This is a genomic window from Chryseobacterium sp. POE27, assembly GCF_039727685.1.
In the GTDB taxonomy this organism is placed as follows: Bacteria; Bacteroidota; Bacteroidia; order Flavobacteriales; family Weeksellaceae; genus Chryseobacterium.
This window is the reverse complement of the sequence record NZ_CP152475.1, coordinates 3,143,696-3,158,311: the sequence shown is the minus strand read 5'-3', so window position 1 is coordinate 3,158,311 and position 14,616 is coordinate 3,143,696. Positions and strand designations below refer to the sequence as shown.

Annotated in this window: 14 protein-coding genes and 4 pseudogenes; 7 read left to right on the top strand and 11 right to left on the bottom strand. The window is 35.2% G+C overall.

All coding sequences use genetic code 11. From position 1 onward, the window contains the following. Positions 1-5: 5 nt before the first annotated feature. From rpsG to AAHI02_RS14965, 4 genes are all read right to left on the bottom strand, one after another. Entirely contained in the window at positions 6-482 is a 477-nt protein-coding gene (gene rpsG / locus AAHI02_RS14980; RefSeq protein WP_042722989.1) for a 30S ribosomal protein S7, read from the bottom strand. Between the two features lie 23 nt (positions 483-505). Next, the gene (rpsL, locus tag AAHI02_RS14975) at positions 506-919 is read right to left on the bottom strand and encodes a 30S ribosomal protein S12 (RefSeq protein WP_027381287.1); all 414 of its coding nucleotides are present in this window, start codon (positions 917-919) and stop codon (positions 506-508) included. 143 nt (positions 920-1,062) lie between these two features. Beyond that, the gene (locus AAHI02_RS14970) at positions 1,063-1,737 is read right to left on the bottom strand and encodes a hypothetical protein (protein WP_346983932.1); all 675 of its coding nucleotides are present in this window, start codon (positions 1,735-1,737) and stop codon (positions 1,063-1,065) included. 28 nt (positions 1,738-1,765) lie between these two features. After that, on the bottom strand, positions 1,766-2,434 hold the full coding sequence (locus AAHI02_RS14965) for a hypothetical protein (protein ID WP_346983931.1): 669 nt from the start codon (positions 2,432-2,434) through the stop codon (positions 1,766-1,768). A gap of 134 nt (positions 2,435-2,568) precedes the next feature. Here AAHI02_RS14965 and AAHI02_RS14960 point away from each other — a divergent pair. Next, positions 2,569-3,046: pseudogene (locus AAHI02_RS14960) on the top strand (Dps family protein). Between the two features lie 86 nt (positions 3,047-3,132). Beyond that, positions 3,133-4,311: a nicotinate phosphoribosyltransferase gene (pncB, locus tag AAHI02_RS14955; protein ID WP_346983930.1), complete on the top strand. Its 1,179-nt coding sequence runs from the start codon at positions 3,133-3,135 to the stop codon at positions 4,309-4,311. A gap of 65 nt (positions 4,312-4,376) precedes the next feature. Here the strand turns inward: pncB and AAHI02_RS14950 are convergent, their stop codons facing one another. After that, positions 4,377-5,036 (bottom strand): SGNH/GDSL hydrolase family protein, encoded by a 660-nt coding sequence (locus AAHI02_RS14950; protein WP_346983929.1) that lies wholly within the window; start codon positions 5,034-5,036, stop codon positions 4,377-4,379. Positions 5,037-5,172: 136 nt separating this feature from the next. On the opposite strand from AAHI02_RS14950, the pseudogene rmuC reads away from it, so the two are divergent. Together rmuC and AAHI02_RS14940 are read left to right on the top strand one after the other, a co-directional pair. Further along, positions 5,173-6,676: pseudogene (rmuC, locus tag AAHI02_RS14945) on the top strand (DNA recombination protein RmuC). A gap of 98 nt (positions 6,677-6,774) precedes the next feature. Continuing rightward, positions 6,775-7,543, top strand: a pseudogene (locus AAHI02_RS14940) (RNA methyltransferase). Between the two features lie 81 nt (positions 7,544-7,624). Here AAHI02_RS14940 and AAHI02_RS14935 read toward each other — a convergent pair. Then, a complete protein-coding gene (locus AAHI02_RS14935; RefSeq protein WP_346983928.1) occupies positions 7,625-7,894 on the bottom strand; it encodes a hypothetical protein in 270 nt (89 codons plus the stop codon). A 184-nt stretch (positions 7,895-8,078) separates the two neighbouring features. On the opposite strand from AAHI02_RS14935, the gene AAHI02_RS14930 reads away from it, so the two are divergent. Both AAHI02_RS14930 and AAHI02_RS14925 read left to right on the top strand, forming a co-directional pair. Continuing rightward, positions 8,079-9,242, top strand: coding sequence for a hypothetical protein (locus AAHI02_RS14930; RefSeq protein ID WP_346983927.1), 1,164 nt, complete (start codon positions 8,079-8,081; stop codon positions 9,240-9,242). Further along, positions 9,226-9,810 carry a hypothetical protein gene (locus AAHI02_RS14925; RefSeq protein ID WP_346983926.1) on the top strand — a complete coding sequence of 195 codons (585 nt, stop codon included), beginning with the start codon at positions 9,226-9,228 and terminating at the stop codon, positions 9,808-9,810. The genes AAHI02_RS14930 and AAHI02_RS14925 overlap by 17 nt, the downstream gene beginning before the upstream one ends. On the opposite strand, the gene AAHI02_RS14920 is transcribed toward AAHI02_RS14925, so the two are convergent. The 3 genes and pseudogenes from AAHI02_RS14920 to AAHI02_RS14910 all read right to left on the bottom strand — a co-directional run bounded on the left by AAHI02_RS14920 (position 9,756) and on the right by AAHI02_RS14910 (position 11,821). Beyond that, positions 9,756-10,304: a 5-formyltetrahydrofolate cyclo-ligase gene (locus AAHI02_RS14920; protein ID WP_346983925.1), complete on the bottom strand. Its 549-nt coding sequence runs from the start codon at positions 10,302-10,304 to the stop codon at positions 9,756-9,758. The two genes, AAHI02_RS14925 and AAHI02_RS14920, sit on opposite strands and share 55 nt — an antisense overlap. 35 nt (positions 10,305-10,339) lie before the next feature. Then, positions 10,340-10,571, bottom strand: a pseudogene (locus AAHI02_RS14915) (ferredoxin). Then, a complete protein-coding gene (locus AAHI02_RS14910) occupies positions 10,571-11,821 on the bottom strand; it encodes a peptidase U32 family protein (protein ID WP_346983924.1) in 1,251 nt (416 codons plus the stop codon). Before AAHI02_RS14910 ends, AAHI02_RS14915 begins: the two are co-directional and overlap by 1 nt. A 322-nt stretch (positions 11,822-12,143) precedes the next feature. Here AAHI02_RS14910 and AAHI02_RS14905 point away from each other — a divergent pair, with 322 nt between their 5' ends. Then, the gene (locus AAHI02_RS14905) at positions 12,144-13,676 is read left to right on the top strand and encodes a trypsin-like peptidase domain-containing protein (RefSeq protein ID WP_346983923.1); all 1,533 of its coding nucleotides are present in this window, start codon (positions 12,144-12,146) and stop codon (positions 13,674-13,676) included. Between the two features lie 64 nt (positions 13,677-13,740). Here AAHI02_RS14905 and AAHI02_RS14900 read toward each other — a convergent pair whose 3' ends face one another. Continuing rightward, a complete protein-coding gene (locus AAHI02_RS14900; protein WP_346983922.1) occupies positions 13,741-14,193 on the bottom strand; it encodes a hypothetical protein in 453 nt (150 codons plus the stop codon). Further along, positions 14,193-14,573, bottom strand: coding sequence for a RidA family protein (locus AAHI02_RS14895; protein WP_042723003.1), 381 nt, complete (start codon positions 14,571-14,573; stop codon positions 14,193-14,195). Before AAHI02_RS14895 ends, AAHI02_RS14900 begins: the two co-directional genes overlap by 1 nt. Between the last annotated feature and the right edge of the window lie 43 nt (positions 14,574-14,616).

The following is a 14,616-nucleotide window of genomic DNA, read 5'->3' as shown; positions in this document are numbered from 1 at the left end:
TCAGATTAGAATTTGAAGTGTGAAAACGCTTTGTTCGCTTCCGCCATTTTGTGAGTATCAGATTTCTTTTTGAAAGCTGCACCTTCTTCTCTTGAAGCAGCTACAACTTCGTTAGCCAATTTCAAAGCCATAGACTTATCATTTCTAGCTTTAGAATATTTGATTAACCATTTCATTGCCATAGAAATTTTTCTGTCAGCTCTGATTGGCATCGGGATCTGGAAGTTTGCTCCACCTACTCTTCTGGAACGTACTTCTACGTGAGGCATTACGTTAGTTAATGCATCTTTCCAGATTTCAAGGGCTGTTTTTTCCGTATCTCCTTTTTTAGTTTCTACGATATCTAATGCATCATAGAAAATTTTGAATGCGATTGACTTCTTACCGTCAAGCATTAAGTTATTTACGAATCTTGTTACCAATTGATCATTAAACTTCGGATCTGGTAACAACGGTCTTTTTTTCGCTTTTGTCTTTCTCATTGTTTCTGTACCTTATTTAATGATTATTTTTTCTTTCCTTTAGCTGGTGCAGCAGGTGCCTGACCTGGCTTAGGTCTCTTAGCTCCATACTTAGATCTTCTCTGTGTTCTTCCATTTACACCTGCAGTGTCTAATGCACCTCTTACGATGTGGTAACGTACTCCCGGTAGGTCTTTCACCCTTCCGCCTCTCACCAATACTATCGAGTGCTCCTGAAGATTATGTCCTTCGCCCGGGATGTAGGCGTTAACTTCTTTACCGTTAGAAAGTCTTACCCTTGCAACTTTTCTAAGTGCAGAGTTAGGTTTCTTCGGTGTAGTAGTATATACTCTCGTACATACACCACGTCTTTGTGGACAAGAATCAAGGGCAGCCGATTTGCTCTTCTTGGCAAGCGTGGCTCTTCCTTTTCTTACTAATTGTTGAATAGTAGGCATTTAATTGCTTTTTATTTTAGGGTGCAAAAATAATAATATTTTTTTAATTAACAAGCAGTTATGTAGAAATATAATCTTTTATTAAATTTTAATCGACAATAACTCATCAATAAGGAGCTTAAATGAAATCAGTTTTTAATCAGTCAATTAAGCTTCAGTTGTGAAGTGTACAAAACTGTAGACTTATCCCGAACGGTATCTTCTTTTATCCATTTTATTTTAGGATTTAGCGTTCCGGCAATACTTTCTTTAAGTTTACCTTTCTGGTTATTGGTATGATTGTATTTGAAAGACTTATTGATTAATGGAAAATAATAGGTCGTAACCGTTACAAGATTTTTTTCATTATTATAAAGGTATTTCTTGTTAGTAAACTTAGACATTTGAGGTTCAATCTTATCCTTATTTTCCAGATAATTACCCGGATCCTTTAAACCATATAAAACAAGAAAAACGAAAAAGAAACAGTTCACTCTCCAAATCAGTTTATCCGAACTATTCTTCTGGAAATATAAAATGAGAAATGAAAAGAAAAGGCAAAAATTAGAAGCAGCCATAAGCCTTACTCCCATTTCTTCAATTTGCTGAAACCATCCCGAAATCAACAATGCAACACCATAAAATCCTGCCATAATCCATAAAAGAATATGAAAGTAATACAATGAAGTGTCCTTTGCCTTTTTATAATATTGAAGCAGATAACGAAAAATAAACAAGTCAATAATAAAAACTATAGACTGAAAAGCCATACTTCCGAAGCTACTGGAAATCGGTTTTATTGCGATAAAAGGATCAACAGCATTTACAAGACCAAACAAGTTTCTTATTAATTGTATAAAAGAATGATCACCGGCTTTCCCCCCTCAGACCTTCCCCGGTAAAACTTCCAAAATGCAGATAATTGAATAAAAGATATCCTCCTATTCCCAATCCGGAAATAACAAGAAACAACAATAAAGCCTTAGAATACGGTTTTTCTTTTAATTTAAAAAAGAAAAGGAAAGCAAATAATGCAACTGCCGCGTAAATATAAATCCCTGAATATCTGGTAAAAAATATACAGATCATTACCACTGATGCTCCTACAGCATTGATGTACAGATTTTTATTTTCAGAAAATAGCTGATGTAAAAAATAAAATAAGAAATACATGAAGAAAATAAAAGGACCTTCTGACATGGCACCAAAAAAGGCAAAATAAAATGTCTTTCCCGCGAAGAGCAGAACCGTCTCTCGGAAATAAAATTTTTTATAATAAGAAAATAATAAAATGATAACTGAAAATAATCCGTTCAGAATCTTTGAAGCCCAGAAGTAATCTTGAGATAAAAAATGAACCATCCTCAACATAATAGGATATCCCAAAGGGAAAAGATTGGTTTCAGGGTGAGGAAGATCCGCGGCAATTCCAAAATACGAAAGACTGTCAGCACCAATTCCGCCAAAAGAAATGAAGAAAGTCTGAAAAAAATATACAACAACTATTATGACCGCCAAAATCTTATATTTCAACATAGCATTAATTTTCTTAGCTACAATAATAGGTAAACTTATTTAAAAAATTTTGCAATAGCTATCATCAATTACATTTGCTTGATTTCGGTATAATATTTACTTAAATTTGTTATAGAAATAAACTACGAAATAATATGAAAAATGCGAACATTATCGGTCTTAACGAAGACGACTGCAAAAAAAATTTCAGAAAAACTAAATATTCTATTGGCCAACTATTCCGTGTTCTATCAAAATACAAGAGGCTCACACTGGAATATAAAAGGAGATCAGTTTTTCACCCTGCATCCGAAATTTGAGGAGCTGTACAACAGTCTGGTTTTAAAAATCGACGAAATTGCAGAAAGAATTTTAACATTAGGTGCAACGCCGGCACACAACTATTCAGATTATCTGAAAGTAGCTACCATTAAGGAAAGCCAGGAAGTAAGCGACGGAACTAAAAGTGTGGAAAATATTTTAAATTCATTTAAAGTTGTGATCGATCTACAGAGAGAACTTTTAGACATTACAGAAAAAGCCGGAGACGAAGGCACCAACTCCCAGATGAGCGACTATATCACAGAACAGGAAAAAGAAGTATGGATGTACAATTCTTACCTTGGCAAGTAATATTTTGACAGAAAAATTAAAAAAATCACCTTACATTTAGGTGATTTTATTTTTTATAATTAAATTTGCGTATAAATTACACAATTATGCATATCGTACGATTGAATTCTATTCTGGATAATGACTTTTACAAAATAACCATGCAGAATGCCGTGGTAAAATTATTCCCAGGCACAATAGTAAAATATGAATTTATCAACAGGGGAAAACATCAGTTTCCTGAAGGTTTTGATCTTGCCTTGAGAGAAGCAGTAAATAAAATGGCCGAACTGAAACTTACCAAAGAAGAGAAAAAATTCATGGCGAAGACTTGTCCTTACATTGATCTTCCTTATCTGGATTTCCTGGAAGGCTATCACTATGATCCGTCTGAAGTAAAGATTCACCAGGAAGGAAATGATTTGTCGGTAATCGTGGAAGGGCTTTGGTACAGAACAATTCTTTGGGAAGTTCCTTTGCTCGCCCTTATCAGTGAACTCCATTACGAAATGAACCATATGGAGAGAGATTCCAACGAAGCGGTAATCAGTAAAACATCTGAAAAGACGGAAACTCTTGCTAAATTAGGAGTAAATTTTGCTGAATTCGGTACCCGCAGAAGACATTCTTATAAAGTGCAAAACCTGGTGATGGAAACGCTGACACAGAAAAAAGACTCTACTTTTATCGGAAGTTCAAATGTTCATTTCGCCATGAAATATGGTGTAAAGCCTATTGGTACGCATGCCCACGAATGGTTCATGTTCCATGCCGCGGAATATGGTTTCAAAATGGCCAACGAACTGGCCCTAGAACATTGGGTAGACGTTTACAGAGGCGATTTGGGAGTTGCGCTTTCCGACACGTACACAACAGATGTTTTTTTCCAGCAGTTTGATAAAAAATTTGCCAAGCTTTTTGACGGTGTACGTCACGACAGCGGTGACCCTCTCGAATTTGCAGATAAAACGATCGCTCATTATCAGAAACACGGTATTAATCCTTTGTTTAAATATATTATTTTCTCAGATGGATTAAATCTAGAAAAGGTAGAAGAAATCACCAATTACTGTAAAGGTAAAATCGGAGTATCTTTCGGAATCGGAACCAACCTGACCAATGATGTGGGTTTAAAGCCAATGAATATTGTAATGAAACTTATTGGCGTTCAAGCCCCCAATAAGGAATGGATCCCTACTGTAAAACTGTCCGACGAACACGGAAAATATACAGGAGATCCGAAGATGATTGAATTGGCAAAAGAGTTTTTAAGAATAAAAAGTTAATCCTAATACTGGAAGCTTTTGTCAGTAATTTAACAAAGAATTGTCATAAATAGTAAAATCTCAAATTAACTCTTATTCAGTTTTTTCATCAATATAGCTTCCATTTTTTCATAGCCTTTTGCAGTCGGGTGAATTTCGTCTTCCGTGTAAATTTTATCAAGTCCGTTTCGTGCATCTTTCATTTCGGAATGATAATCTACATAAGGAATATTTTGTTTTTTTGCATAGCCCTCAATCATTTTGTTGAGGGCAATTACTTTCTCTGCCGGGTGCATATCTTTTCGCCATCCAAAATCATAAGCCGGAAGAACGGAACACAGAACAACTTTTATATTATTTGCTTTCGCAAGTTCAGCCATAGAAACAATATTTCCAAAAACTTTATCCAAAGAAATTGGCCCTTGATTTTCTGCAATATCATTAGTCCCCGCAAGAATTACCACACGTTTTGGCTTCAGTTTAATAACATCTTCCCTGAATCTCAAAAGCATTTGTGAAGTCACCTGACCGCTGATTCCTCTTCCCACAAAGTTATTTTTCGTAAAAAATGCAGGATCTGTAGAAAACCATCCCTCAGTAATAGAATCTCCCATGAAAACCGTATTTGGAGCTATATTTTTAGATACTATTTCACTATTCTGCTTTTCATATTTTGCGTAATTGGCAAAATCCTGTCCTGATACTATAGCTGAAAACATAATGGCTGAAAAGATTAAAAATTTCATTAAATCTGATTTTAATATTTGAATACCTGAAATAACGAAAAACAAATTGAATTTACAATACAAAAACCGAAAATATAAAACTTAAGGATTTCCGTAAAAAATAAAGTTTCCTTTTTTGTAATTTTGAAATATGGAGATGACCTATTTAATTATCGGATGCATTGCAGGAGGAATCATTGGAACAATCATCCTGTATTTTGCCTTAAAATCCTCGATGGTAGCAAGAAGTTCTTACAACGAGCTGAATAATTTATATATTAAAAACAATTCTGATCTGGAAAATTCAAATCTGAAAATCAATGAATTAACAAATACTCTCAGGGAAGAAAAAGAGCTTAATCTGCAACAATCTGATCTGCTTAATGATCTAAAAAATGAATTTGCGAAAATCTCGGCAGAATACGCTTCTTTGCAGACTCAGTTTCTTGAACAAAAACAATTAAACTCAAAACAGGCTCTTCAGATTGAGGCTTTGACTGATGACAAGCAATCTCTTTTTGCAAAAAATTCTGAACTTTCTGCCATTAATGAAAGCTTACAAAAATCTCTTGAGACCCAAAAAGAAGAAATAATAAAAATTCAGGAAGAATCTAAATTACAGTTTGAAAATCTTGCCAATAAAATTCTGGAAGAAAAAGCAGAAAAGTTCACCACTTTAAATCAGAATAACCTTAAAACAATTCTAGAACCTTTTCAGGAAAAAATAACAGACCTTAAAAACCGTGTCAATGAAGCTTATGAGAAAGAAAATAAAGAACGTTTTTCTCTGGCGGAAAAGGTAAAAGAACTGGCAGAACTGAATCAGCAGATTTCAGAAGACGCCAAAAAACTAACCCGCGCCTTAAAAGGCGAAAGCAAAACACAAGGTAACTGGGGCGAAATGATTCTGGAAAGCATTCTGGAAAAATCAGGCCTTGTAAAAGGAAGGGAATACTTCCTGGAACACGAGCTGCGCGATGAAGACAATAAAGCTTTGTTTTCGGAATTTTCAGGAAAAAAAATGCGTCCTGATGCTGTTGTAAAATATCCGGATGAAAGAAATGTGATCATCGATTCCAAAGTTTCTCTGACAGCTTTTACAGAACTTGTGGATGAAACCGATCAGGATGTCTACCTCATGAAGCTCAACCAGCATTTATCTTCCATTAAAAATCATATCACACAACTTAGCCAGAAGGCGTATGATGATTATGGAAAATCTCTGGATTTTGTGATGATGTTTATTCCAAGTGAGCCGGCGTATATTGCAGCTATGCAGGCAGATCAAAACCTATGGAATTATGCCTATGAAAAAAGAATTCTACTGCTTAATCCAAGCAATCTGATTACATCATTAAAACTGATCGCCGACCTGTGGAAACGTGAATATCAGAACAAAAATTCCATGGAAATCGCTGATAGAGGTGCCAAGCTTTATGATAAATTTGTAGGTTTTGTAGAAAATCTTGAAAAGGTGGGTAAGAATATTGATCAGGCAAAAAATGTTTATAATGAAGCGTACAAACAGCTTTTCACAGGAAATGATAATCTTGTCATACAGACTCAGAAATTAAAATCCCTGGGTATTAAAAACAAAAAAAGACGTCCCACAAAGTCTTATAGACAATTCTCAGCTCTACTTGGACAACTCAATTGAATAAATCTAAAATAATAACTCCGTTCAATAGTTCGGAGTTTTTTGTTTTCTAAAATCAGTTTTTAAATGCTCTTAAAAAATAATTTTACATAATTTTGTGGAATGTTAATAGAAAGTTTTCAGAACGAAAAGGTAAAATACATCACCAAACTCCTTACAGACAACAGGTTTAGGAAAAAAAGCCAATGTTTTTGCAGTAGAAGGGCAACAGGAAAATGAGCGTGCGCAGACATTCGGTTTCGAAGCCGTTGAATTTTTCATCTGTGAAAATATCTTTCAGAAAGAATTGCCACAAGGAAAAATTCACTTGGTAAGCGACAAAGTGTACGAAAAAATAGCTTATCGCGGAAGCTCAGAAGGAATTATCGGGATTTATAAAACAAAAACAGCAGATTTATCTTCATTTACTCCCAAAGAAAATTCTACCATTATTGTTGTTGAAGGTGTAGAAAAGCCCGGTAATCTTGGTGCCATTTTAAGAAGCTGTGAGGCCTTCGGGATTGATGCATTAATCGTTTCCGACGGAAAGACAGACTTTTACAACCCGAATGTTATACGATCGAGTGTTGGCTGTCTTTTCGGGATGCAGGTATTTCAGGCAGAAAACCAACAGACGTTAGAATTTCTTAACAAAAACGGCTATCACGTTTATACCACCATTATGGATGAAACCTCAAAAGATCTTTACACAAGAGATTTTAAGCAGAAATCCGCCGTAATATTCGGGACAGAACATTCAGGTTTGAGTGATTTCTGGATCGGGAAAGGAAAAAACACGCTTATCCCCATGTCAGGCAGTATAGACTCTCTAAATCTGAGTAATGCCGTTGCAATTACTTGTTATGAAACATTGAGACAGAAAAGAATTTAAATAATAATCATTTACACTTAAAAGCATAAAAAAACCGCATCACTGAGTGAGCGGTTCTTTTATTTTTAAAGCTTGCTTGAATTATTTCTTAGCAGCTTCTTCTTTCTTAGCTTCAGCTTTTACTTCTTCTTTAGCTACTTTAGCGTCAGCTTTTACTGAATCTTTAGCAGCATCAGCGTTAGCTTTTACTGTATCAACAGTAGCGTTAGCAGTAGAATCGATAGCAGTTGTAGCTGAATCAGCTGTAGCGTTTACTGAATCAGTAGCAGTTTCAGTAGAGTTAGCTTCAGTTTTTTTACAAGCAACTAGAGAGATTGCAGCGATAGCAGCTACGAATAATGACTTTTTCATAATAAATTAAATTTAATTTTGTTAATATTGTTTTATAAAATCTTTTCTCTGTTCTATTATTTGAACAAGACAAAGGTATAGCAGATAGAAAATTTGTGTAGGAAAAATAATTGTAATACCTTTGTAAAATAGATTTACAAATTAATATAACTGATAATCAATAATTTAATCATTTCAAAATACATTGACGGATTTAGATATATTACACTTTGAGCAGCTAAAAAAGGATGTCCAGGCTCAATACTTGAAAGAATACACCCCTTCCAATGATGATATATCTAAATGGAAGGGAATCGACATCATCTATTTTCAGGAAGATCTTCGGAAAAAAGCTAAGGGGAACATTAGCGAAAAATCTTTTTACACTTATTTTAAAAATTCACCTGTCACTAAATTACCAAGGATTGATATGCTCAATTTATTGAGTATTTATGCAGGTTACGATTCTTGGTATGAATTTAAAAAACAACATCTTTTTACAGGAGAACTATTGCGGGATGATGAAGATTTAAATGCTGAAGATATTGAGGAAATTGAAAAAACAGTTTCCGCAGCACCGGATCTCCTTACGAATGAAAATTCGCTTAAAAAACAGGACGAAAAACCTGATGAAAATACAGATTTACAAAAATCAATTACTGAAAATCAAACATTTAACCAAAATAAAGAATCATTTTCAACAGCAAACTTTAAAGAGCTGAAGCCGCAGAAAAATTTCATCAGAAAGAATGTCTGGGCTATTATAACTTCTGTTTTGGTTGTTCTTACAGGTCTTTTAGGTTTTAAAGACGTTCTTTTTTCAAAAACATATAAATATTGTTTTACTGATGCAGACCGGGGATTAGGTGTTGTCAATACTCTTGAAATAAAAGTGATCAAGGAAAATGAGTCTCCTATCCTTTATAAGATAAAACCGGGAGAATGCTTTTATTATTCTACAAAGGACAAAAACCTGAAAATGCAGATCAGCTCTCCTTTTTATGAATATCTGGAGATCAGCAGAAGCCTTGAAAATGCACCGGATGAAGAAATTATAGAGTTAAAGCCTGATGATTATAAAATGGCGGCCTATTATTTCTCGATTAAAGATGCGAATGGAGATCCTGAAGAGCTTAAAAGAAAGAGAAACCAATTGGAAAGCCTTATCAGCAACAACGCCATCATTTATCAGATATATGACAATAATATCTACGGAATAGAAAGACTCGACAAACAGAAATACATTACACTGGTTACCACTCCAACCACTTCATTGAAGAATCTAAGTGTAATAGAAATGAAAAAAGATAACAACGGAAAGATCATCTCCATCAAATTTAAAATTGCAACAGATGAAAAGAATAAATAACTTTTTAATTTTTACCCTATTGCTTCTTGCATTTGTTTCCTGTAACAACAAAAAGACAGAAATAAGTGATCTGGACAAGCTTAGAAACAGCAATAATACCAAAACGTATCCTGCCGTGCAAATGGACAGCGCACAGGCAATCAACTTCATCACAAAACAAAAGGTTCAGGAACTCCTTGATCTGTCGACACTTTATCTATCCGGAAACAGAAATACGGAAATTGATACGGTTATCTATTCCCAGATGCAGAGTTATTTTCATAAACCTGACAGCCTGACTTTTAAGAACCTGTTTCATGAACTTGACAGCTTAAAGGTAAAATCCGTAAAAGTAAATAATCTGGAAGTTTATAAAGACCTGCAGAATCAGGATACACTGGATTTTGCCAAGTTTAATGTTGAATATTTCGACAATAAGAATAAATCGTTGGGAACTTTTGAGAAGAACGCACAATACATTCTTGTTTCTACTCCTAATACAAAAAAAGAATTCAAATTTTTCTTTCTAAATTTTTATTCCAATCCTTTATTAAAGAAAGACAGTACATCTGTAGGAGTTACCAGATAATCCAGCGGAATATCATTCTCCCAGACATCATCGATATTTTCATCGGGGTTAAAATAATTAACTCCGATTTTCTTTGGTTGCTTAGAAATATTTTCAAAAAAACCATCGTAAAAACCTTTTCCATAACCGACCCTGTTTCCATTCTTATCACAATATAATAACGGCGTAATGATGTAGTCAAAATCGGAAACTCCGGAATCTTCATTTGAAACAGGCTCAGAAATATCCCATTGATTAAGCTCAAATTTTGTATTACTAAAAATCTCTACGGAAATCAATTCCGTATTCACTATTTTCGGAACAAAAACCCTGATATTCCGGCTAAAAAAATAATCAATTAATAAGTGTGTGTCAATTTCCCTGAATTTAATAACAGGGATGAAAATATGAACTTTATCTCCAGATACAGGTTTAAAATAATCAACGAAATTCTTAAAAACCTTTTGGGATAACAAGAAAGCCTCATCATCTGACAAGGCTTTTCTTTTCTGCATATATTTTTTTCTAAGCTCAGCTTTTTGCATAGTAATCAGATCATTTTTACTGAAATAATTTTTACCGGGCAAGCTTTCGCTGCTTTATCACAAGGTTCCAAAGCTTCGGGATTCGTCGTTTTCAGCGTATAAAAACCTTTTTTATCAACGGTTTTCAGCAATACCGATTTTCCGTCTTTTTTTAGACATCCTGAAATATTCCGGAGCAAATTCTGCGCAATAATTACAGCCTATACATTTATCCCTCTGAAGCGTAACGATGACCATTAATTAACTTCTTTTACAATTTTGTAAAGTTTGTCACTTGGCCTCACACGGAATTTTGTAGGGAATGTGATCACGTCTGATTTTGTAGCTTTTTCAGAATCTCCTTTTTCATCTACCATCATCGTTTCAATCACCATTTCCTGAGAACCTGTTGTCGGTCCCTGAATTAAAACACTGTCACCAACATTAAGATCATAGGCTTCAATTAAAAATTCAGCGATATTGGATTTTGGGTAAAAATGTCTCCCTTTTCCGATATAAACTTTCTTTTGTGTTGCACTTGAACCTGAATTTGAAGACCATTCTCCCAATTCCTGACCAAGGTAATACCCACTCCAGAAGCCTCTGTTATAAACCGTTTCCAGCTGGGTCATCCATTCAGCAACCTTTTCCTGAGAAAAAGTACCATCTGCAATAGAATCTATCGCTTCTCTATAGCATTTTGTAACCGTCGCTACGTATTCAGGAGCTCTTCCTCTTCCTTCTACTTTAAGAACTTTAACACCGGCATCTACAATTTCATCCAAAAATCCTATGGTGCAAAGATCTTTTGGTGACATCATATATTCATTATCCAGTTCGATCTCGAAACCTGTTTCCTGATCAATCACTGTATATTTCTTACGGCAGTTTTGCTTGCAAGCCCCTCTGTTGGCAGAAGAATTAGCAGAGTGAAGACTTAAATAACACTTCCCTGAAACAGCCATACAAAGCGCGCCGTGTCCAAAAATTTCAACTTCAACAAGATTTCCCGATGGGCCTTTTACCTGATCTTTTTCAATTTGGGTACAGATTTTTTTAATCTGGGAAATACTTAATTCACGACTCATCACCATGGTATCTGCAAAAAGAGCATAAAACTTCACCGTTTCAATATTCGTGATATTGATTTGCGTCGAAATGTGCACTTCCATGCCAATTTGTCTCGCATAGGCTATAACCGCCTGATCCATAGCAATTACTGCAGTAAGATTGGCTTCTTTTGCTTTATCAAGAAGAGTTTTTATGATAGAAAGGTCATGATCGTAAATAATTGTGTTCAGCGTAAGATACGTTCTTACTCCTTTTTCCGTGCATCTTCTGGAGATTTCCGGCAGGTCTTCTATCGTGAAGTTCATCGTTGCTCTTGCACGCATATTCAGCTGCTCTACTCCGAAGTACACAGAGTCTGCTCCATTATCTATAGCCGCCTGAAGGGATGTAAAATCGCCTGCAGGAGACATCAGTTCTATTTTTCCGCTTTTTGTCATTTCTTGTTGAGAAAATTTTTGCAAAGATAAACAATTTTCAATTGAGTATATTTATCAGGTAAAATCACAACCTCTATGAAAGCCTTTTAACTTAAAAAATAAAAATTCATCTTATGAATATGACATTTTGTCTTTAATAATATTTTAAGAAATGTTAATGAAGATACCAAATTACGACTTAATGCATAAAGTATTCCTATTCCTGTTAAATTTTAGTTAAAAATGAAACATTACATACTAAGTGCATACCTATTTAGCATTAAATTTGTTTACAATAAAAACGAAAAAATTAATTAAAATAAATAACAAAGAAAGATATACAATGAAGAGTACTTTAAAAAAACTATTACCATTTGCCGTAGTAGGAGTGATGTCAGGAGCTACTACCGTTGGAACATTACAATATTTCAACCACGATGCCAATAGTACGGACCAGTCTTATTTTACAAAATCAGCAGCTAATGTCAATTTTGCAGGGATGAATTCTTCTGCAGTAGGTGATGACTTTGTGAAAGCAGCCAAAACAACTGTTCCCGCCGTTGTTACAATTAAAAATTACCAGTCCAGAACAACCAGCCGTGCCTCGGAGCAGGATCTTTTTGATTTCTTCTTCGGAGATCCGTTTGGAGGAAGAGGACAACAAAGGCAGCGACAGCAGCAACAGGCACCGGACAATATGCCTTCGGGAATGGGATCTGGAGTTATTATTTCGCCTGACGGTTACATTATTTCAAACAACCACGTTGTAGCAGGCGCCAATAAACTGGAAGTCGTTTTAAGCAATAAAAAATCTTATATCGCCACGCTAATTGGCACAGATCCTAACACAGACATTTCATTATTAAAAATCGAAGAAAAAGGGCTTCCTTATCTGAATTTTGCTAATTCTGACAATATTGAAGTCGGACAATGGGTGCTTGCAGTAGGAAATCCACTCGGGCTGAACTCTACCGTGACAGCAGGTATTATTTCTGCGAAAGGAAGAGGGATCGGAATTTTAAGAAATGAAGGTAAAGCTGCAAACCCTATTGAAAGTTTCATTCAAACAGATGCAGCGATCAATCCTGGTAATTCAGGAGGCGCACTTGTGAATACAAACGGAGACCTGATCGGTATCAACTCGGCAATCCAGTCTACAACAGGATATTATCAGGGATATGGATTTGCAGTTCCTGCTAACCTGGCAAGAAAGATCGTTGAAGATATCAAAAAATTCGGTATTGTACAGAGAGGATTCCTTGGGGTAACTTCTTTAGATCTATCCGATGACCAGTTGGTGGCAGCGTATAATAAACAAAAGAAAACGAATATCAAAGCAGGTTCAGGAATTTTAGTTACCGGGTTCGGTGAAAAAAGTGGTGCTGAAGATGCCGGTTTAAAAACAGGGGATATCATTACAAATATAGACAATACACCTATTACAGACTTTGCAGATCTTTCCATGTCTATAGGAAGCAAACGTCCTGGTGATAAAGTAGTAGTGACCTATCTGAGAAATGGTAAATCAGCAACAACAACCGTTACCCTTAAAGATCAAAAAGGAGGAACATCAACAAGAACAAAGGCAGATCTTAGTGTAACTGAAAAAATCGGGGCAGAATTTGAACCGCTTAACGATAGAATTAAAACAAACTATGGTCTAAGTAGTGGGGTCACTGCTAAAAATGTTGCAGAAGGTGGTGAGATTGCTAAGATTGGAATTGTAGATGACTACATTATTATGGAAATTAATGGCAAGCCTGTCAATTCACAAAAAGACGTTGATAAAATCCTTGATAAATATTCAGGAAATGTATCGGTAAAATTTGTGGATAATTATGGACAGATCTACACCAGAGGATTCAAAATGCCTTAAGAGAAATCAACTTAAACGTTCCATATCAACAAAAAATCGCTGCAGAGTTGCAGCGATTTTTTTATTAGGATTGATTCACCTTTTCGGAGATTCTTTTTTTCTTTTGGCGCTCATAGATAATTTCGACAATTTTACCGCCTATCCAGGAGAAAGGAAAGAAAGTAAGGAAAATCGATATTTTATAGAATGTAGGATGATAAGGAAAAATAATAACATCCAGCATGGCCAGAAAAAGCATTATAAACCCGATAAGAATAGCATAGGCAACTTTAGCGTATTTAACGATCATTGCTGTTGCAACACCTCCTATCGTGGTTCCCAATCCGGAAATAAATAAAAGAAACCCAAAGAATGCATCATTATTCTGCATACTTTGAAGAAATCTCTGCCAGTGCTCAAACGGCGCAAAAGCATCGAAAGTAACCCATTGCGGAAATACTCTTATTCCAAGAGTAATGGTGAGGCCGGCAATTCCCAATCCCACGATAAGCGCAATTGTATTTCTTATAAAATTCATTAATCCTGATGAGCAATCATAGAAATTTCGATATCCACATTTTTCGGCAGGCAAGAAACCTGTACTGTTTCGCGAGCCGGAAAGCTTTCTGCATCCAGATAAGAAGCATAAATATCATTCATTACCGCAAAATCATCCATATTTTTAAGAAAGATTGTAGCTTTTACAACATTTCTGAACGTCATTCCTGCTTCTGTAAGAATAGCTTCAAGGTTTTTCATTACCTGATGCGTTTCCTTTTCAATTCCTTCCACCAATTTGCCTGTTGCAGGATCTACAGGGATCTGGCCGGAGATATATAAAACTCCGTTGGCCATGTTGGCTTGTGAGTAAGGTCCGATCGCTGCAGGAGCATTTACAGTGTTGATTATTTTTTTCATTAGAATTTATTTTGGGTGCAAATATAAAATTTATATTCTATTT